We start from the raw sequence: 19,135 nt of genomic DNA, 5'->3' as shown, positions 1-19,135 counted from the left end.
CCGGCGACCGCGCGCGCGGTCCGCCGGTTGCAACCTTTGGCGGGCTGCCCCATTTGAACGGCATGACCAGCGTATCGCCCCCGACCGAAAGCAGGCGCGCCCACCCCGCCGGAGTGGGCGTCGCCGTTCCGACCGGCGGCATCAACGTCCGCATTGTGGCAACCGGACTGCTGCTCTTCATGGCCGCGGTCTTCGTGACCGCAAAATATTATCAGGACGTTCACCCCGCCGTCGGCTTCGTCCGCGCCTTTGCCGAAGCGGCGATGGTCGGCGGGCTGGCCGACTGGTTTGCCGTGACCGCGCTGTTCCGTCACCCGATGGGGCTGCCGATTCCGCACACCGCGATCGTGCCGCGTAACAAGAATCGCATCGGCGACACGCTGGCGCGCTTTCTGCTCACCAATTTCCTGTTGCCGCGCCTGATCGCGCGCAAGATGCAGACGGTCGATGTTGCGGGCGCGGTCGGCAAATTCCTCTCGCAGCCTGCCGAGGGCGGCGGGCGGCTGAGGCTCGGCGCGTCGCGAATTATCGCCGACGGGCTCGGCGCGCTCGATCAGCAGCGGCTCGGCGGCATGGTCAAATCGGCGATCGCGGACCGGCTGCGCGAACTCGACGTCGCGCCGCTGCTCGGGCAGGCGCTGCAGGCGGCGCTGGCCGAGGGGCGGCATCAACCGTTGCTCGATGCGATGGTCAAATGGGGGTCGAAGACGCTCGACCTCAACGAGCATCTGATCCACCAGATGGTCCACGACAATTCGGGGGCCATCGTCCGCTTCACCGGCCTCGACGAGAGCATTTCGAACCGCATCGTCGCCGGCCTGTCGAAGCTGCTCAGCGAAATGGCGGTCGACGAAACCCATCCGATCCGCATCCGCGTCGAAGAGGGGCTCGCAAAGCTGGCGCTCGATCTGCAGCATGACCCGGAAATGCAGGAAAAGGTTGCGCGGGTGCGCGACGAACTGCTCGATAACCCGGCGGTCAAGCGCTGGCTCGACGGATTGTGGGAACAGGGGCGGGGCGCCTTGCTGCGCGCGGCGCGCGATCCCGAGACGATGCTCGCGGGCCGGATCGGCGAGCTGGTGACGCAGTTCGGCGCGATGCTGGGCGAGGACCAGGCGATCAAACGCACGCTCAACCGCTACGCCCGCCGCGCCGTCGTCGGCGCGGTCGACAGCTATGGCGAAACGGCGCTGAAGCTGGTGTCGGACACGATCCGCGGCTGGGATGCGAAGACGATCACCGACAGGCTGGAGAATGCCGTGGGCGACGACCTGCAATATATTCGTATCAACGGCACGCTGGTCGGCGGACTGGTGGGCGTTTTGATCCACACGATCGATATCTGGATTTGACCGTCGCCCCTCGAAGGGTGGAGCCGCTGGCTTAAAGACAGGCCGCCAGCCCCTCGCGAAAACTCGGGTAGCGCGGATGCCAGCCCAGCAGCCGCTTCGCCTTGCCGTTCGCGACGCGGCGGTTCTCGGCATAGAAGGCACGCGCGGCGGGCGACAGGCCGGCGGCGTCGAGCGATTGCAGCGGCGGCAGCGGCGCCCCCAGCAGCGCGCAGCCCCATTCGACGAGGCGGTTCTGGTGGCACGGCGCATCGTCGGCGAGGTTGTAGACGCCCGCCGGGCCGCGGAAGGAGGCGATCACGCCGCCCGCGATATCGTCGACATGGACGCGGCTGAAAACCTGATCGGGCAGATCGATCCGGTGCGCGCGGCCTTCGCGGATACGATCGAGGATGCTGCGGCCGGGACCATAGATGCCCGGCAGCCGAAAGACGCACATGTCGCCGCGCAGCGCGGCCCACGCCGTATCGGCGGCGTTGCGGTCGGGCCGGCGGCCCGTCACCGGTGCGCTTTCATCGACCCACGCGCCGCCGGCATCGCCATAGACGCCTGTCGAGGAGAGATATCCGGTCCAGCGCGCCGGCGCGAGCGCCACCGCCTCGCCATAGCGGGCGAGCACGGGGTCGGCGCCGTCCGCCGGGGGAACCGACGACAGGATATGCGTCGCCGATCGCAGCGCGCCCAGCACCGCGGCCTCGTCGGCGAAGGCGATGCTGTCGCCGCGTCCGTCGCGCGTCGTCCCGCTCACCTCCCACCCGCGCGCGCGCAACCGGTCGGCGATATGGCCCGCCGCATAGCCCATTCCGAAAATCAGCATATGTCCCATCGCCGCCCTTATTGCGCGGCGCGCGGCGCAAGCCTAGACCCGCATTATGACCGACGCTTCTTCCTCCCCCGTTCCGCCCGTCACCATCCACCGCAGCGATTATCGCCCGCCCGAATGGCAGGTGCCCGACATCGCGCTCGATTTCGCGCTCGGCCTCGATACGACGCGCGTCGGTGCGGCGCTGTCGGTCGTGCGCCATGCCGATGCGCCGGCGCCGCTGACGCTGCGCGGTGACGGTCTGACTCCGCTCGCGGTGCGCGTCGACGGCGAAAGCTGGAACGATTGGCATATGGAGGGCCCCGACCTGATCGTCGATCTCGGCGACCGGGCCCGCGCTATCGTCGAGGTCGATACCGCGATCGATCCCACGGCCAATACCCAGCTCATGGGCCTTTATGCCTCGAACGGCATGCTCTGCACCCAGTGCGAGGCCGAGGGGTTCCGGCGGATCACCTTCCATCCCGACCGTCCCGATGTCCTCAGCCGCTACAAGGTGCGGATGGCGGGCGACAAGACGGCCTTTCCCATCCTGCTGTCGAACGGCAATTGCGTTGCAAAGGGTGCGGGTGACGACGGCAGCCATTGGGCTTTGTGGGAAGATCCCTGGCCGAAACCTTCCTATCTTTTCGCGCTCGTCGCGGGCGATCTTGTCGTCAACCGCGACAGCTTTACCACCATGTCGGGGCGCAAGGTCGAACTGGGCATCTGGGTGCGCGCGGGCGACGAGGGCCGCACCGGCCACGCGATGCAGGCGCTCAAGGACAGCATGGCGTGGGACGAGCGCGTCTATGGCCGCGAATATGACCTCGACCTGTTCAACATCGTCGCGGTCAGTGATTTCAACATGGGGGCGATGGAGAACAAGGGCCTCAACATCTTCAACACGCGTTATATCCTGGCCGATCCCGATACCGCGACCGACCTCGACTATGACGGGGTGCAGGGGGTGGTCGCGCACGAATATTTTCACAATTGGTCGGGCAATCGCGTCACCTGTCGCGACTGGTTCCAGCTCAGTCTGAAAGAAGGCTTCACCGTCTATCGCGATCAAAGCTTTTCGGCGGACATGGGATCTGCACCGGTCAAGCGGATCGAGGATGTCCGCCTGCTCCGCGCGGCGCAGTTTCCGGAGGATGCGGGGCCGCTTGCGCACCCGATCCGGCCCGACAGCTATCAGGAGATCAGCAACTTCTACACCGCGACCGTTTATAACAAGGGCGCAGAGATCATCCGGATGATGGCGACCCTGCTCGGTCCGCAGCGCTTCCGCGCCGGCACCGACCTCTATTTCGACCGCCACGATGGCGAGGCCGCGACGTGCGAGGATTTCGTGCGCGCGATGGAGGAGGGCGGGGCGATCGACCTGACCCAGTTCCGCCGCTGGTACGAGCAGGCGGGGACGCCGCGGCTCAAGCTGACGCTTTCAGAGGATCAGGGGCAGTGGGCGCTCGATGTGGTGCAGACCGTGCCGCCGACCCCCGGCCAGCCCGAAAAACTGCCGATGATGATGCCGCTGCGTATCGCGGCCTTCGATAGAAGCGGCGGTGCATCGCTGCCCGATACGCTGGTGACGCTGACCGGTGCGACGCAGCGGATCGCGCTCGGCGCCTTCGACGGGCGCCCTGCCTTGTCGGTCAACCGCGGCTTTTCGGCACCGGTCATCGTCGATTTCGATCGCGCGCAGGGGGAACTCGCCTGGCTTGCGGCGCATGATGACGACCCCTTCGCGCGCTACGAAGCCTTGCAGCAGCTCATGCTCGACACACTTGTCGCGGCAGCGGCGGGGAATGAAGTCGATCATCGGGCGGTGGTCGATGCGGTGGCGCAGACGCTGCGTGGGCGCGGCGAAGATCCCGCCTTTGTGGCCGAGGCGGTGCTGCTGCCCAGCGAGGCGTTCATCGGCGACCAGATGCTCACCGTCGATTCCGACGCAATCCGCCGCGAACGGCTGGCGCTGCAGGCCGCGATCGGCCGCGCGCTCGAGGAGGAATGGCGCGCGATACTGGCGGGCAAGGCACCGCCGGCGACCGACCTGTCGCCGCACGCCAAGGGTGAACGGCGCCTGCGCGGCGTCGCGCTCGCCTATCTTGCCGCGACGGGGATCGCCGATATCCCGGCGCTCGTCTTCGGGGTGTTTTCGGATGCCGACGGTATGACCGAGCGTCAGGCGGCGCTGGCGACGCTCGCGCATGGCGACAGCGACGAACGCGCCCATGCGCTCGACATCTTCTATCAGCGCTACCGCGACAATCCGCTCGTGCTCGACAAATGGTTCCAGGTACAGGCGTGGTCGATGCGCCCCGACACGGTGGAGGCGGTGCGCCAGCTGGCCGAGCATCCCGATTTCACCCTGTCCAATCCGAACCGGGTGCGATCGCTTTATGGGGCGTTCACGGGCAATCAGGCGGCCTTTCATCAGGCCGATGGCGCGGGCTATCGGCTGATCGCCGACCTTGTCATCGCGCTCGATCCGCGCAATCCGCAGACCGCGGCGCGAATGATCCCGCCGCTCGGGCGGTGGAAGCGCTTCGACGAGGCACGCGCCGCGATGATGCGCGCCGAACTGGAACGCATCCTCGCCCAGCCCGGCCTGTCGCGCGACACGACCGAACAGGCGTCGAAGAGCTTGCTGGGCTGAGCGATCAGGCCGGCGCCGACAGCTTCGTGCCGACGACGCCGATCACGATCAGCGCCATGAAGCCGATCTGCACGGTGCCGATTTTTTCGCCGAACAGGACGATACCGCCGATGATGACGCCGACCGCGCCGAGGCCGGTCCAGATTGCATAGGCGGTGCCGGCCGAAATCTCGCGCATCGCAAAGGCGAGCAGCGCCATGTTGAGGAAGCTGAGCGCGATCGGCACCGTCGAGGCCTGCCACGTGCCGAGCGTTGCGGCCCATTTCAGGCTGAGTGCCCAGCAAATTTCGGTAAATACGGCGATTGCCAGGATGAACCATCCCATGCGCGAGTCCTTTCGTCAGGCGGGCTCGTGCGGGAGGCGCACGCCGGAAACCCGAAAGAGGCGATGCGCGAAAGAGGCGGCTATCGCGGCCGCGGCTCGCCCCTAAGGGGCAGGCGCGCAAAGTGCAAGAGTGGAGCGGCGAAGAGGCGCGGCGCGCGTCAGCCTGCGAGCCAGGCCGCGACGTCCGCGGCGACCTTGTTGGCGGCGCGGGTCAGCGCCTCGCCGACCGGCTTTGCCTCGATCTTGCCGCCGATCGGTTCGCGCACCTCGAAGCGGCGCTGTGTGACCGTCTTGCCGCCCGCCGCGACGCGCATCGCCTGGAGCGAGACGACCGCTTCGTTGGTGCGCGCATCGACGCCGAATTCGAGCAGCTGGCTGGCAAGCTGTTCGCCCGGTGCGGTCAGATACTGACCTTCGTCGAGCACGACCAGCGGGGTTTTTGCCGCAACGGTTTCCGACAGGAGCCGCTGGAACAGGCGCTGCGGCGCCTCGACCCACTGGGCGTCCTTGACATAGGCGACGCTCGCATCGTCCTGCTGCACCGGGATGCGCGTGGTGCGCAGCTTTTGCGGCGCATTCGGGATCAGGATCGTCAGCGTCTGCGCTTCGCCCGCCGAGCGCGCCTCGCCGACGACCGGGGCGACATCGGAATCGAGCGTGAGCAGAAAGGGCGGCGCCTTGCCGCCGAAACTGACACAGGCCGAGAGCGACAGCGCGCCCAGCGCGAGCAGCGCGGGGGTGCGAAGACGGCGAAGCGGGTGGGGCATGGCGGTCGTCATCCTCATTTCTTGTAATCGGGCAGCTTGCTGCCGCCGAGCACCGCGCCCGCGCCTTGCTGATCGAGCTTGTCGGTCAGGCTCGAAAGCGAGGAGGAGGTACGGCGCAGGTCGCGGATCAGCGCATTCGCTTCGGGAATCGTCGTTTCGCTGAAGGTCTTGAGGCCGGGCCGGGCGTCCGAAATCGCCGATTCGAGCGTCTGCATCGACTTGTTTGCGGAGGCGAGCGTGTCGCGCAGATTGCGCATCGCAGGATCGACATTGCGGTCGATCGTGCCCTGCGTCGCGGCGGCAAGATTGCCGATCTGTTCGGCCGCGGTCCCCGTCTGCTGGATCGCAACGCGCGTGTCGGCGAGCGCGGCTTCGATCGCCGGTCCGTTGCGCGCGAGGATCGCGGTCGATTGCTCGACATTCTTCAGGATCGCCGCGAAGCTCGCCTGATTCTTGTCGTCGGCCAGTTCGGCCAGCCGCTCGGTCAGCGTCGACAGGCGCTGGAGAAGCTGCGGCGCGGTGTTGAGCAGTTCACCGAGCCCACCGACGCGCGTCGGGATGACCGGTTTGCCGGCGGGGCCCTTGTCGGCGATCGGCGGCGCGCCCTTGACCGCGCCGTCTAGCGAGATTTGCGATACGCCGGTGAAGCCGACGCCTTCCAGCGCCGCGGTCGTCCCCTGCAGCACCGGCACATGCTCGTCGACTTCGATACGCACGCGGACGAATTGCGGATCGTCGGGCCACAGCGCGATCTGCCGCACCTGGCCGACGGGGACGCCGGAGAATTGCACCTGTGCGCCTTTGTTCAATCCGTCGACAGACTGTTTGAAAAATATATCATATTCCTGACGCTTGCCGCCGCTGTCGTTCGCCAGCCAGACCACGAACAGCGCGAGCGCAACGGTGAACAGCAGGACGAAGGCCCCGACCAGAACATTGTTCGACCGCGTTTCCATCAGCTCTTCCTATCTGCCCGCGTCAGCGCGTCGTTGCTGCCAGAGGCGGCGCGTCCGCGCGGTCCGTTGAAATATTCCTGTATCCAAGGATGCTCGGTGGCAAGAAGTTCCGGAATCGTGCCGACCGCGATCACTTTTTTCTCGGCCAGCACCGCGACCCGGTCGCAGGTCGCGTAGAGCGAATCGAGGTCGTGGGTGATCAGGAACACGGTCAGCCCCATCGTGTCGGCCAGTTCGCGGATCAGCTCGTCGAACTTCGCGGCGCCGATCGGGTCGAGCCCCGCGGTCGGTTCGTCGAGGAACAGCAGCGCCGGATCGAGCGCCAGCGCCCGCGCCAGCCCCGCACGCTTGACCATGCCGCCCGACAGCTCGGCCGGATATTTGGGGCCGGCATCGTTTGGCAGGCCGACCATCGCGACCTTGTAGGCCGCGATTTCGTCGAGCAGCTCTGAGTCCATGCGCGGATAGAACTCGCGCAGCGGCACCTGGATATTCTCCGCAACGGTGAGCGTCGAGAACAGCGCACCGCCCTGGAACATCACGCCCCAGCGACGGCGCAGGTCGCGCGATTCCTCTTCGTCAACGATCGTGTCGAGCGTCTTGCCATAGACTTCGACCTCGCCCGCGGTCGGGATCTGCAGCCCAATGATCGACCGCATCAGCACCGACTTGCCGGTACCCGATCCGCCGACCACTCCCAATATCTCGCCCGACCGCACGTCGAGATCGAGGTCTTCGTGGATCACCGCATCGCCGAACTGGTTGCACAGCCCGCGCACCTTGATCGCAATGTCGAATTTTTCTGGTTCGATCAGCTCGGCCATCAGTTCCAGCCCAGCGAGGTGAAGAAAACGGCGAAAAAGGCGTCGAGAACGATGACGAGGAAGATGGCGGCGACAACCGCCGAGGTCGTCCGCTTGCCGACTTGCTCGGCATTCTGGCGCACCTGCATCCCTTCGTAACAGCCGGTGACGCCGATCAGGATGCCGAAAACCGGTGCCTTGATCAGCATGATCCAGAAATCGGTCATCGGGATGATTTCACGGATGCGCTGGACATAGGTCAGCGGCGGGATTTCCAGCCCGATCCAGCAGAAGATGCCGCCTCCGATGATCGCGCAGATGCTGGCATAAAAGCCGAGCAGCGGCATGGTGATCGTCGACGCCGCGACGCGCGGCAGGACGATCGCTTCCATCGGCGACACCCCGATCGTGCGCATCGCATCGACTTCCTCGGTCAGCTTCATCGTTCCGATTTGCGCGGCGAAGGCCGAACCCGACCGGCCGGCGACCATGATCGCGGTCATCAGCAATCCCAGCTCGCGGATCGACGCACGGCCGACGAGGTTGATCGTGAACACTTCGAGCCCGAATTGCTTGAGCTGCACCGATCCCTGCTGCGCGATGACGATGCCGATCAGGAAGCTCATCAGCCCGATGATGGGCAGCGCGTCGACGCCGACGGTCTGGAACCGCGTGACGATCGCATTCCAGCGGATCGCGCGGCGGGCGCGGATCTGGTTGAACAGCGCGACGACCATCGCGCCGAAAAAGCCGATGATGCCAAGCAGTTCGTTCCAGATCGCCACACTTGCGGTGCCGAGCTGTTCGAGCATACGCACCCAGGCAGGGCGCCGGTCGCCATGGATGCGATACTCGCTGGTGTCGTTCGCCAGCGCGTCGAGCAGCCGCTGCGCATCCTGGCTCGCGCCGACGACCTTCGCGTCGTGGCGATGCATCGTGCGCGTCACGATCCACGCCCCGACGGTGTCGATGCGGGTAATATTTGAAAGATCGAGGAGCGAAATCGGTCCAAGCTCGTCGAGCCGCTGCGGCAGGTCGCCCATCCGGGCGAGCGTCAACCGGCCCGAGAAGCGGACCTCTGCGCCGTCAGCGCCATCGTTCGTTTCGAAGTCCGCCCAAACCGCCATGACGCGGGCGACATTGGATTATTTGCCAGGGCACGGCAAGCGAATTGGCCGCGCTTGCGGCAGGCTGCGCTCTTGGCCGGCGGTGGGCGCGCGGTTATAGCGGGAGTATGGAGGTTCCGACGCTCGATCCCGTCCGCGACTATGCGCATCGTGTTGCGATGTACGACATGGACCGCACGATCACGCGGTCGGGGACGTATAGCGGCTTTCTGATGCACGTTGCGCGGCGGCGCCAGCAATGGCGGCTGCTGTTGCTGCCGCTGGTGGCGCTTGCCGCCGCTGCCTATTCCTTGCGCCTGATCGACCGGTCGCGGCTGAAGGCGATCAATCTGCGGCTGCTGGTCGGAAAGAGTTTCAACCGCGCCGAGATCGCTCCGCTCGCCGAAAGCTATGCCGATCAGGTCATCGCGCGCGGCGTGCACGCGGCGGCGCTCGACCAGATCGCGGCCGACCGCGCGGCGGGTTACCGCGTCCTCCTCGCGACCGCGTCCTTCCATCTCTATGTCGATGCGATCGCGCGGCGGCTGGGCATCGACGATGTGCTGGCGACCCGCCTCGACGCAGCCGACGGCGCCGATCATATCCACGCGCGGCTGGCGGGCGACAATTGCTATGGCGCGGCCAAGTTCGCGCGCATCGGCGAATGGCTCGCCGATAATGCCATCACCCGCGAAGACGCGCACATCCGCGCCTATTCGGATCATGTCTCCGATCATCCGATGCTGGGCTTCGCCGACGAGGCGGTGGCGACGACGCCGTCGCGCGCGCTGAAGAAGCTGGCGCCGCAGCGGGGATGGGCCGTCGTCGACTGGCGGCAGAAGACATAGTCATCCCGGCGGTGCGGGAGGGCTTGCCTCGCTTCCGCTCAGACCGCGTCCAGTGCCTGCGCGAAGTCGGCGATCAGATCGTCGGCATCCTCGATCCCGATAGAGATGCGGACGAGATTGTCGGTGATGCCCAGCGCCTTCTTGCGTTCGTCGGGGACCGACAGATGCGTCATCGCCGCCGGATGGCTCGCGAGCGTTTCGGTGCCGCCGAGGCTGACCGCGAGCTTCGCGATCTTGAGCGCGTCGAGAAAGCGGAAGCTCTCTTCCTCGCCGCCCTTGATGAACAGCGAGAAGGTCGATCCCGCGCCGCTGCAGTGGCGGTCGAAGATGTCCTGCTGGCGCGGGTCGGCAATGAAGCCGAGATAGCCTAGTCCTTCGACCTTGGGATGATCGCGCAGGAAGGTGCAGACCTTCAGCGCATTCTCGCCCGCCCGGCTCATGCGCAGTTCGAGCGTCTCGAGGCTGCGTAGCAGCATCCACGCCGTGTTGGGATCGCAGATGGTGCCAATCGTGTTTCGCATCGGCCGGATGATGTCGATCAGCCGTTGATCGCCCGCCACGCCGCCCGCGACCAGGTCCGAATGACCGCCGGCATATTTGGTCAGGCTATAGACGACGAGTTCGGCGCCCTGCTTGAGCGGCTGTTGCCAGAGCGGGCCGAGGAAGGTGTTGTCGATCGCGATCGCGGGCTTGTGGTCGCCGGGGAAGGCGGCATCGCGTGCGCCGCGCACCGCCTCGACATCGACGAGCGCGTTGGTCGGGTTCGCTGGGCTTTCGAGATAGACGAGCGCGACCTTGCCGCCCTTTTCATCGGCGAGCGCCTGGGCGCGGGTGAGCACGTCGTCGATCTGCTCGCGCGTCGCGCCTGCCGGAAAATCGACGAAGCCGACGCCGAAGCGCGAGAGGATGCGCGCGATCAGCGTCTCGGTCGCGGCATAGAGCGGCCCCGAATGGACGACCACGTCATTCTGTCCGACGAGCGCCAGCATCAGCGTCGCGATCGCCGACATACCGCTTGAAAAGACGAGCGCATCGTCGGCGCCGTCCCACAGCGCCAGCCGGTCCTCGACGATTTCCTGATTGGGGCCGTTGAAGCGCGAATAGACAAGGCCATCGGCGGGCCCCTGCCTTTTGCCGGTGATATGTTCGAAGAAGCGCTTGCCCGCCGCTGCGCTTTCGAACGCGAAGGTCGAGGTCAGGAAGATCGGCGGCTTCAGCGCGCCTTCGGACAGAAAGGGGTCATAGCCATGCCCCATCATCTGCGTCGCGGGGGTCAGCTTCTTGCCGCCGACTGCTTCGATATTCGCCTTGTTCTTGCCGCGCGTGGCCATGACATGCTCCTGAAAATGATCACGCAGCTATAGCAAGGCTGGTTACGATTGAAACCGGTTCGCGGTCAGCCGGGTCAGGCAAGCGCGGCGATGGCCCAGATAATGCCGATCAGCAGCGGTACGCCGAGCAGATCGAGCGCCAGCCCCGCCTTGAGCATACGCGGCAGAGCGATGTTGCCCGTCGCCCAGGCAAGCGCGTTGGGGCCCGTTCCCGATGGCAGCATGAAGCCCCAGCTTGCCGCCATCGCGACCGGCAGGGCAAGGAGGACGGGATCAGTGCCGGTGGCCGCGATCAGCGCGGCGAGCACGGGCATGATGCCGCTCGCCGTTGCGACATTGCTGGCGAATTCGGTGATCAGGATCGTCAGCGCGACAATCACCGCCGCGAGCAGGATCGTCGGGATCGAACCGAGCGGTGCGAGAACCGCGCCCAGCCAGGCGGCAAGTCCGCTCTCGGTGATTGCGGCAGCGAGGGCAAGCCCGCCACCGAACATCATGATGACGCCCCAGGGCGCGCGATCGGCTTCCTTCCAGACGAGCAGCGGCCGGCCGGTACCGTCGGGCACGACGAACAGCAGCAGGCTGCCCGCCACCGCGACGGTGCCGTCGGTCAGCGCGCCCTTCGGGAACAGCGGTTCGAGCCAGGGCTGCATCACCCAGGCGATCAGCACGAGCAGAAACACGGGCACGACGCGCCGCTCGGCGGTCGACCAGATTGCCTGGTTGCCGAGCGCGGCCGCCGCCGCGCGCCCGTCGAACGGATGCTCGGCAAGCCGCTGCACCCGCGCAAGGACGATCATCGCAAAGGGCACCGACACAAGCACCACCGGCACGCCATAAATCGCCCAGTCGAGGAAGGATATGTGCAGCCCGAGCGTCCGCTCGATCAGGCCCGCGGCGATGGCGTTGGTCGGGCTGCCGACCAATGTGCCCAGTCCGCCGAGCGAAGCGGCGAAGGCAATCCCCATCATCACGGCGCCGGGGAAACCCTCGGTATCGCCCTCGCGGGCGCCGGCGGCTCCGACGACCGCCAGCGCGATCGGCACCATGATGAGCGCGGTCGACGTGTTGGAAATGAACATGCTGAGCAGCGCGGTCGCCGCCATGAAAGCGAAGAGCAGCCCGGTCGCGGTCGGCGACGCGCGCTTGAGCAGCGCCAGTGCGAGCCGGCGGTGCAGCCCGACGCGCTCGATCGCGAGTGCGAGGAAGGCACCGCCCAGGATCAGAAACAGGATCGGCGAATAATATTCCTTGGCGATGGCATTGGCGTCCATCACCCCGAAGGCCGGGACGGTCAGGAAGGGAAGGAGTGCGGTGACGGTCAGCGGCATCGCTTCGGTCATCCACCAGATTGCCATCAGGACGGTCAGCGCCGCAACGCGCCACGCCGTCGGTTCCATGCCCGCGGGGGCCGGCAGCGCCAGCATCGCGACGAAAGCCAGCAAGCCGCCGATCAGCCCGAGCAGGCGCGTGCGCGTCATCCGTCCCCCAATCCGATCACCGAAAGCTGCCGGCCATAGCTGTTCTCGCTTTTATGGCAGGCGCGGCGATAGCTGAAATATTCCTCTGCTTCGGCGTAGGTGTCCTGCCCGCCGATGGCAACCGTGGCGACGCCCGCCGCCGCAAGGCGCGCCGCGACATAAGCGGCGATGTCGAACATGGCGTGTCCCGGCTTGCCGGCCGCGAAGAAGCGTTCGTTGGCGGGATCGTCGGTGACGCAGCGCCGCACAAAGCTGTCGTCGACCTCATAGGACGCGCGGCCGATACAGGGGCCGATCGCGGCGACGACATCGCTGCGCCGCGCGCCGAGGCTTTCCATCGCGCCGAGCGCCGCGTCGGTGACCCCCGCGATTGCGCCCTTCCACCCGGCATGCGCCGCCGCGACGACGCCGGCGGAGCGATCGGCAAACAGCACCGGGACGCAATCGGCAGTGAGGATGCCGAGCAAGATGCCCGGCGTGCGCGTCGCCAGCGCGTCGGCTTCGGGTCGGGCGGCAAGGTCGCTGTCCGCATCGACGATATGGCAGCGATTGCCATGCACCTGATAAAGCCCTGTCAGCGTGGCACCGGGCAGCACGGCGGCGCCGACGCGGCGGCGATTTTCCGCAATCAGCGCGGCATCGTCTCCCGATCCCACGCCGCAGTTGAGCGAGGCAAGGTCGCCGGTCGACACGCCGCCGCGCCGTCCGAAAAATCCGTGCGCGACGCCGGCGAGCGGGGCGGCGGTGGTGAAAGGCGGGGTCACAGGTCGAGCCTCCAGATCCGGTCTTCATCGATATGGTTGCCGACGCGGAATGCGTTGCGGCCGACATCGACGAAGCCATAACGGCGGTAAAAGGCCTGCGCGCGCGGGTTCTCGGTGAAGACCGACAGATAGAGGATCGATGCCCTTTGGCGCGCCCAGTCGATGCCCCATTGCATCAGCGCCGCAGCAACGCCCGTCCCTTTGGCTTCGGCGGCGACATAAAGCTGGTGGAGTTCGGTCGCGCCCTCCGCCGGCTGCCCCGCGGGCAGATCGAAATCGATGGGGCCAAGCTTGATATAGCCGAGGATCGCCTCGTCGGCGCCGCGGACGAGCGCGACTACCATCGCGGGATCGGCGATCTGCGCGCGCAGTTTCTCGGGCGGATTCCAGTCCGCGAGAAAGCTCGCAAGGTCGGCGGGATCGTAGATATGACCGAAGGTCTGCACGAAGGCGGCTTCGGCAAAGCGCGACAGCGCGTCGGCGTCGGCAGCGGTGGCGAGCGTGACGTCGGTCATGCAATCTCTCCCGAACTATCGAATCCGGCGGGCTGCGGCCAGCCGGCGCCGGTCAGCGCCATCGCCTCGAACAATGTTCCCATCTGATCGGCTGCGACCAGCCGGTCGCGCTGTCCCTGCAAATCGCCCGCGCGTGCGGGCGAGGCAGCGACCAACGTCTGCAAGCGGGCGTCAATGCCCATCGCCTGCAACCACGCGCCCTGATCAACGGGGCCGAAGACGTTCGTGCCGGGGCGCCGCGCGGCATGGGCGAGCGCTGCGAAGTCGACATGGGCGGTCAGGTCAACCTCGCCCGGATCGGCGAAGGGATCGGCGAAACGATGCGCCTTTACCGCCTGCAGCGTGTCGCCGGTGGCGGGGCCGCAATAGCCATAGTCGATCGCGAGCATTGCGCCGCCCTGCCGTGCGAGCCGTGCGCTGCACTGATGCATCACCGCGGCGGCGACGGGCGCGGTTTCGACGATCGTGCCTTCGGCGCGGTCGCGCAGCGCCGGCGGTATGGCCTCGTCCGCGGGAACCGTGTCCGGAGCAGCGGTTATGCCGTTGCCCCCACGCACGACGATGCGCTCGCGCCAGCCGTCCTTCGTTGCCACATATTGATGGATGGGCAGCGCGTCGAAAAATTCATTGGCGATGACGATCAGCGGCAGGTCGTCCGGCAGGCTGTCGATCTCGTCATGATGCTCTGCGTCCGGCAGGCGCGCCGACTGCGCCGCGCGCAGCGCCGGGCTCGTCTCGACGAGGTGGAGGCCTTGCGGCTTGCAGTCGAAGCGGGCGGCGGTGCGCAGCGCGTCGGCGGCCAGTGTGCCGCGCCCCGGCCCCAGTTCGACATAGTGAAAGGCGGGGCCGCCCGCACGCGTCCACAGGTCGGCGATCCAGACGCCGACCATTTCGCCGAACATCTGGCTGATTTCGGGCGCCGTGGTGAAATCGCCCGCGGCGCCAAGCGGGTCGCGCGTCGCATAATAATGCGCATTCGCCGCCGCCATATAGTCGGCGATGGTCACCGTGCGCGCTGCGGCAATTTCCCTCAGTAAATCGTCGGGAGTCGGCGGTCCGTCAGGCAACGCTGTCGGACCCCGCGACGGGTTCGACGCGCTTGCGCCGGCCCTTGGCGGTCGCGACGAGCCAGATGCCGGCGAGCAGCATGGGTACGGTCAACCACTGGCCCATCGACAGGCCGGTCATGTCGACGACCCACTGGCGCTGGACATCGGGTTCGCGGAAATATTCGACGACGAAACGGCTGACGCCATAGAGGATCGCGGCCATGCCAAACAGGAATCCGGGCTTGTAGCGCGCATCGGTGCGCCAGAAGAACCAGGCGAGCACCGCCATCATGACGATGCCTTCCAGTCCTGCTTCGTAAAGCTGGCTGGGATGCCGCGGGTCCATCGTCCCGCTTTCGGGAAAGATGATCGCCCACGGCACCGTCGTGGCGCGGCCCCACAACTCGCCGTTCACGAAGTTGGCGAGGCGGCCGAAGAAGAGGCCGAAAGGCACGACGCACGCGACATAGTCGCAGAAGCGCAGAAAGCTGAGCTTCTCCTTGCGCGTCACGTACCAGATCGCGACCAGCACGCCGAGCACGCCGCCGTGCAGCGACATGCCGCCGTCCCAGAGGCGGAAGACTGCGGCGGGATCGCGAATGTAGGATTCCAGATTGTAGAACAGGACATAGCCGATGCGTCCGCCCAGGATGATTCCGAGCATTGCATAGAAGATCATGTCGTCGGCGTGACGGCGCGCCATCGGCGAGCCCGGCTGGTCGATCAGCTTGGTAAGATACCAGTAGCCGACGAAAATGCCCGCGAGATAGGCGAGGGCGTACCAACGGATCGGAAGCCCGAATACCGAAAAGGCAATCGCGCTATTGTCTCCCATCAGGTCATGGAAGTTCACATATTGCGTTGCTTCGGCTAGGGTTGCAAAAAGAAACATATATTCTCGGAACCTTCCCCAGGAGAGGGCTTCCCCATAAGGGGTAAGCGCCACGAGACCAAGAGGAGAGATACAGGATGCCATCCGCGCTCGATCTGCGCCTGGACGCCGCATATGAACTGATCACCGGCCCCGGCGGGCCGATCCAGGTCGGATCCATCGAAAAGGACGGGCGTTCGCTGCCCTTCATCACCAATGCGCCGACTAATCTGGGCGACTATGTTGCGTTTTTTTGTGCGCAGCATGGCGACGCCATTTTTCTGGTCGAAGGCGATGAACGGCTGAGCTTCAAACAGGTCTATGCCGCCGCGCGGAAAGTTGCGGCGGGACTGATCGAAACGCACGGCGTCGCGCGCGGCGACCGTGTCGGGCTGGCGATGCGCAATGCCAATGCCTGGTGCGTCAGCTACCTCGGCATCCTGCTCGCGGGCGGCTGCGCGACGCTGCTCAACGGCTGGTGGCAGGGCGGCGAGCTGGCGGCGGGGATCGAGGATGCGGAGGCGAAGCTGGTGATCGCCGATCCGCAGCGCGCGGCGCGGCTGGCCGAACCCGGCGTGGCGCACAGCGCCAAGGTCGTGACGCTCGACATCACGCGCCCGATCGACGAAGCGATCGCGCCGGTCAGCGGCAGCGCCGACACCGCATTGCCCGCGCTGACGGGTGACGATCTGGCGACGATTCTCTTCACCTCGGGTTCGACGGGTCAATCGAAGGGCGCCTATTCGCGTCACCGTTCGGTGGTGCAGGCGATCTTCAACTATGTCACCCAGACCGCGAGCATCGTCCATCTTCTGACCGAAGACGGGCAGATGTCCGATATTCAGCCCGCGACGCTGATCTGCACCCCGCTGTTCCACGTCACCGCCGAAATCCCCGTGTTCCTGCAAAGCTTCGCGCTCGGCCGGAAGCTTGTGCTGATGCCGAAGTGGAATGCCGAAGAGGCGATGCGGCTGATCCAGGACGAACAGGTCAATTATTTCGTCGGCGTGCCGCTGATGAGCTACGAGATTCTCGTCCATCCGAACCGCAAGAATTACGATCTGTCGACGTGCAAAAGCTACGCCGGCGGCGGGGCGCCGCGCCCGCCCGAACATGTGAAGCGCCTGGCGACCGAAATGGGCGAGGGCAAGCCGCTGCTCGGCTATGGCCTTACCGAAACCAACGCCGTGGGCTGCGGCATCATCAACGAAAATTACGTCGAAAAGCCGCTTTCGACCGGCCCGGCGTCGAAACCGCTCGTCGATCTTGCGATCCTCGACGACAATGGCGCGGCGCTCGCGCAGGGACAGGTCGGCGAAGTATGCATCCGGTCGATCTGCAATTTCGAAGGCTATTGGAACAATCCGGCGGCGACCAAGGCGGCCTTTTTCGACAATGGCTATTTCCGCACCGGCGACCTCGGCTATCTTGATGCCGACGGCTATCTGTTCATCGTCGATCGCAAGAAGGACATCATCATCCGCGGCGGCGAGAATATCAGCTGTCAGGAGGTCGAGGCGGCGATCTACGAACATGCCGACGTCAACGAATGCGCGGTGTTCGGCCTGCCCGACGAGCGGCTGGGCGAAGTGGTCGGCGCTGTCGTGTGGCTGAAACCCGAGAGCAGCGTCGATGCAAACGAACTGACGGCCTTCCTGCAGGAGCGGCTGGCGGCGTTCAAGGTGCCCTATCGCATCTGGATGGCAACCGATGCGCTGCCGAAGCTGGGCAGCGAAAAGATCGACAAGGTCAGCCTGCGCAACAAATATCGCGAGGAATTTGCGGCTCAGCCCGCGGCATGATCGCAACGACGGCGTAACCGGAGAGGGAGCGGGAGCGAATGAGGGATATGGAAGAGGACCAGTCCCCCGTCGCCCCCGCGGCCGCCCCGCCGCCGCGCGTCTATCGCCATCGGCTGCCGACGCGGCTTTGGCACTGGATCAACGCCGGGACGCTGCTCGTCATGCTGATGAGCGGGCTGATGATCTTCAACGCGCACCCGCGCCTCTACTGGGGGCAATATGGCGCAAACTACGACCAGCCGTGGCTGTCGATCGGGTCGAAGGCGAATCGCGGCTACCTCCGCATTGCCGCGGTCGAGATCGACACGACGGGTGTGCTTGGCCGCTGGACCGACGCCAATGGCGCGACGAAGACCTGGGCCTTTCCGGGCTGGGCGACGATTCCCACCAGCTACAGCCTTGCCGACGGGCGGCGCTGGCACCTCTTCTTCGCCTGGGTGCTGGCGATCAGCCTGACGCTCTATATGCTGTGGACCGTGATCGGGGGGCATTTGCGCAAGGATCTGCACGTCCGGCGCCCCGAATGGTCGCCGGGGCATATTTGGCAGGATATCAAGGATCACGCCCGGCTGCGCTTTCCGACGGGCGAAGCGGCGGCGCGGTACAATATCCTGCAAAAGCTCAGCTATATCGGCGTGATCTTCGTGCTGCTGCCGCTGATGATCGCGACCGGGCTGACGATGTCGCCGGGGATGAATGCCGCGGCGCCGTGGCTGCTCGACCTGTTCGGCGGGCGCCAGTCGGCGCGCTCGATCCATTTCATCCTGGCCTGGGCGCTCGTCGCCTTCTTCCTCGTCCATATCGCGATGGTGCTGCTCGCCGGGCCGGTCAACGAACTGCGCTCGATGCTTACGGGCTGGTTCCGTCTGCCGGCCGACAAGCCTCGCGTGGGAGAAAACGCATGACCGGCCTGATCCTGCCGCGACGCGAACTGATCGTCCGCGCGGGCGGTATGGCGGCCGCGCTGCCGCTGCTCGCTGCGTGCGATCGGGTCAACGAGGCGCCCGCAGTGCGCAAGATCCTGTCGATGGGCGAGGAGATGAACCGCGCCAGCCAGCGGGCGCTGACGGATCGCGATGCGCTCGCCCCCGAATTTGGCCGCGCCGACCTGTCGCCCGTCTTTCGCGCCAACGGCACCCGCCTGCCCGAAGGGGCCGACTATGCCGCGCACGCCGCGAACGGCTTTGCCGGCTGGCGCGTCCGCATATCGGGGCTGGTCGCGCGGCCCTTGTCGCTGTCGCTCGCCGATTTGCGGGCGATGCCGCAACGTCGGCAGATCACCCGCCACGACTGCGTCGAGGGCTGGAGCGCGATCGCCGAATGGATGGGGCCGCAACTGCGCCAGGTGTTGGCAGCGGCAGGGGTGCGCGATGCAGCGCGCTATATCGTCTTTCATTGTGCCGACCGGATAGGCGGCGCGGCTTATTATGAAAGCTGCGACATGGTCGATGCGCTTCATCCGCAAACGATCCTTGCGTGGGCGCTCAACGGATCGGTATTGCCGATCGCCAACGGCGCGCCGTTGCGGCTGCGGATCGAGCGGCAGCTCGGCTACAAACATGCCAAATATCTTACCGGCATCGAAGCGGTCGCCAGCCTCGACAAGGTGGGGGCGGGGAAGGGCGGCTTCTGGGAAGACCGCATTGATTATGAATGGTATGCGGGTATTTAGGGGGCCGCAGGGGGCAGGCAAGACGCAAAAAA

18 protein-coding genes are annotated in these 19,135 nt (G+C 66.0%); 6 read left to right on the top strand and 12 right to left on the bottom strand.

From position 1 onward, the window contains the following. The first annotated feature begins 62 nt into the window (after positions 1-62). Positions 63-1,352 (top strand): DUF445 domain-containing protein, encoded by a 1,290-nt coding sequence (locus tag STE01S_RS05285; protein ID WP_255265884.1) that lies wholly within the window; start codon positions 63-65, stop codon positions 1,350-1,352. 31 nt (positions 1,353-1,383) lie between these two features. Here the strand turns inward: STE01S_RS05285 and STE01S_RS05280 are convergent, their stop codons facing one another. Further along, entirely contained in the window at positions 1,384-2,175 is a 792-nt protein-coding gene (locus tag STE01S_RS05280; RefSeq protein ID WP_062765576.1) for a Rossmann-fold NAD(P)-binding domain-containing protein, read from the bottom strand. Positions 2,176-2,221: 46 nt separating this feature from the next. On the opposite strand from STE01S_RS05280, the gene pepN reads away from it, so the two are divergent. Next, entirely contained in the window at positions 2,222-4,813 is a 2,592-nt protein-coding gene (pepN, locus tag STE01S_RS05275) for an aminopeptidase N (RefSeq protein WP_062765573.1), read from the top strand. Between the two features lie 4 nt (positions 4,814-4,817). On the opposite strand, the gene STE01S_RS05270 is transcribed toward pepN, so the two are convergent. The 5 genes from STE01S_RS05270 to STE01S_RS05250 form a co-directional block, all read right to left on the bottom strand. Continuing rightward, positions 4,818-5,138 (bottom strand): DMT family transporter, encoded by a 321-nt coding sequence (locus STE01S_RS05270; protein WP_003049205.1) that lies wholly within the window; start codon positions 5,136-5,138, stop codon positions 4,818-4,820. 158 nt (positions 5,139-5,296) lie between these two features. Next, complete coding sequence (locus STE01S_RS05265) at positions 5,297-5,905, bottom strand: ABC-type transport auxiliary lipoprotein family protein (RefSeq protein WP_234179427.1); 609 nt, start codon at positions 5,903-5,905, stop codon at positions 5,297-5,299. Positions 5,906-5,919: 14 nt separating this feature from the next. Further along, positions 5,920-6,861, bottom strand: coding sequence for an MlaD family protein (locus tag STE01S_RS05260; protein ID WP_003049211.1), 942 nt, complete (start codon positions 6,859-6,861; stop codon positions 5,920-5,922). Continuing rightward, entirely contained in the window at positions 6,861-7,685 is an 825-nt protein-coding gene (locus STE01S_RS05255) for an ABC transporter ATP-binding protein (protein WP_003049215.1), read from the bottom strand. The genes STE01S_RS05260 and STE01S_RS05255 overlap by 1 nt, the downstream gene beginning before the upstream one ends. Beyond that, on the bottom strand, positions 7,685-8,791 hold the full coding sequence (locus STE01S_RS05250; RefSeq protein WP_058812903.1) for an ABC transporter permease: 1,107 nt from the start codon (positions 8,789-8,791) through the stop codon (positions 7,685-7,687). Before STE01S_RS05250 ends, STE01S_RS05255 begins: the two co-directional genes overlap by 1 nt. A gap of 107 nt (positions 8,792-8,898) precedes the next feature. On the opposite strand from STE01S_RS05250, the gene STE01S_RS05245 reads away from it, so the two are divergent. Continuing rightward, entirely contained in the window at positions 8,899-9,618 is a 720-nt protein-coding gene (locus STE01S_RS05245) for an HAD family hydrolase (protein ID WP_082813228.1), read from the top strand. 38 nt (positions 9,619-9,656) lie between these two features. Here the strand turns inward: STE01S_RS05245 and STE01S_RS05240 are convergent, their stop codons facing one another. From STE01S_RS05240 to lgt, 6 genes are all read right to left on the bottom strand, one after another. Beyond that, positions 9,657-10,949, bottom strand: a complete 1,293-nt coding sequence (locus STE01S_RS05240; RefSeq protein ID WP_062765567.1) for a cystathionine gamma-synthase family protein — start codon at positions 10,947-10,949, stop codon at positions 9,657-9,659. A 74-nt stretch (positions 10,950-11,023) separates the two neighbouring features. Continuing rightward, positions 11,024-12,430, bottom strand: a complete 1,407-nt coding sequence (locus tag STE01S_RS05235; protein ID WP_058812904.1) for an SLC13 family permease — start codon at positions 12,428-12,430, stop codon at positions 11,024-11,026. Then, positions 12,427-13,194: a peptidoglycan editing factor PgeF gene (gene pgeF / locus STE01S_RS05230; protein ID WP_062765564.1), complete on the bottom strand. Its 768-nt coding sequence runs from the start codon at positions 13,192-13,194 to the stop codon at positions 12,427-12,429. The genes STE01S_RS05235 and pgeF overlap by 4 nt, the downstream gene beginning before the upstream one ends. After that, on the bottom strand, positions 13,191-13,709 hold the full coding sequence (locus STE01S_RS05225; RefSeq protein ID WP_062765557.1) for a GNAT family N-acetyltransferase: 519 nt from the start codon (positions 13,707-13,709) through the stop codon (positions 13,191-13,193). The genes pgeF and STE01S_RS05225 overlap by 4 nt, the downstream gene beginning before the upstream one ends. Beyond that, on the bottom strand, positions 13,706-14,743 hold the full coding sequence (locus tag STE01S_RS05220) for a class I SAM-dependent methyltransferase (RefSeq protein WP_082813231.1): 1,038 nt from the start codon (positions 14,741-14,743) through the stop codon (positions 13,706-13,708). Before STE01S_RS05220 ends, STE01S_RS05225 begins: the two co-directional genes overlap by 4 nt. A gap of 25 nt (positions 14,744-14,768) precedes the next feature. Then, positions 14,769-15,650: a prolipoprotein diacylglyceryl transferase gene (gene lgt, locus STE01S_RS05215; RefSeq protein ID WP_003049239.1), complete on the bottom strand. Its 882-nt coding sequence runs from the start codon at positions 15,648-15,650 to the stop codon at positions 14,769-14,771. Positions 15,651-15,727: 77 nt separating this feature from the next. Here lgt and STE01S_RS05210 point away from each other — a divergent pair, with 77 nt between their 5' ends. The 3 genes from STE01S_RS05210 to STE01S_RS05200 are packed head-to-tail and all read left to right on the top strand — an operon-like array spanning position 15,728 to position 19,103. Continuing rightward, a complete protein-coding gene (locus tag STE01S_RS05210) occupies positions 15,728-17,431 on the top strand; it encodes a class I adenylate-forming enzyme family protein (RefSeq protein ID WP_062765551.1) in 1,704 nt (567 codons plus the stop codon). 47 nt (positions 17,432-17,478) lie between these two features. After that, positions 17,479-18,336, top strand: a complete 858-nt coding sequence (locus STE01S_RS05205; protein ID WP_062765548.1) for a cytochrome b/b6 domain-containing protein — start codon at positions 17,479-17,481, stop codon at positions 18,334-18,336. Then, complete coding sequence (locus STE01S_RS05200) at positions 18,333-19,103, top strand: molybdopterin-dependent oxidoreductase (RefSeq protein ID WP_062765545.1); 771 nt, start codon at positions 18,333-18,335, stop codon at positions 19,101-19,103. The genes STE01S_RS05205 and STE01S_RS05200 overlap by 4 nt, the downstream gene beginning before the upstream one ends. The last annotated feature ends 32 nt before the right edge of the window (positions 19,104-19,135 follow it).

It is taken from the genome of Sphingopyxis terrae subsp. terrae NBRC 15098, assembly GCF_001598815.1.
In the GTDB taxonomy this organism is placed as follows: domain Bacteria; phylum Pseudomonadota; class Alphaproteobacteria; order Sphingomonadales; family Sphingomonadaceae; genus Sphingopyxis; species Sphingopyxis terrae.
The sequence above is the reverse complement of the archived record's forward strand: the minus strand, read 5'-3'. Positions and strand labels throughout refer to the sequence as shown.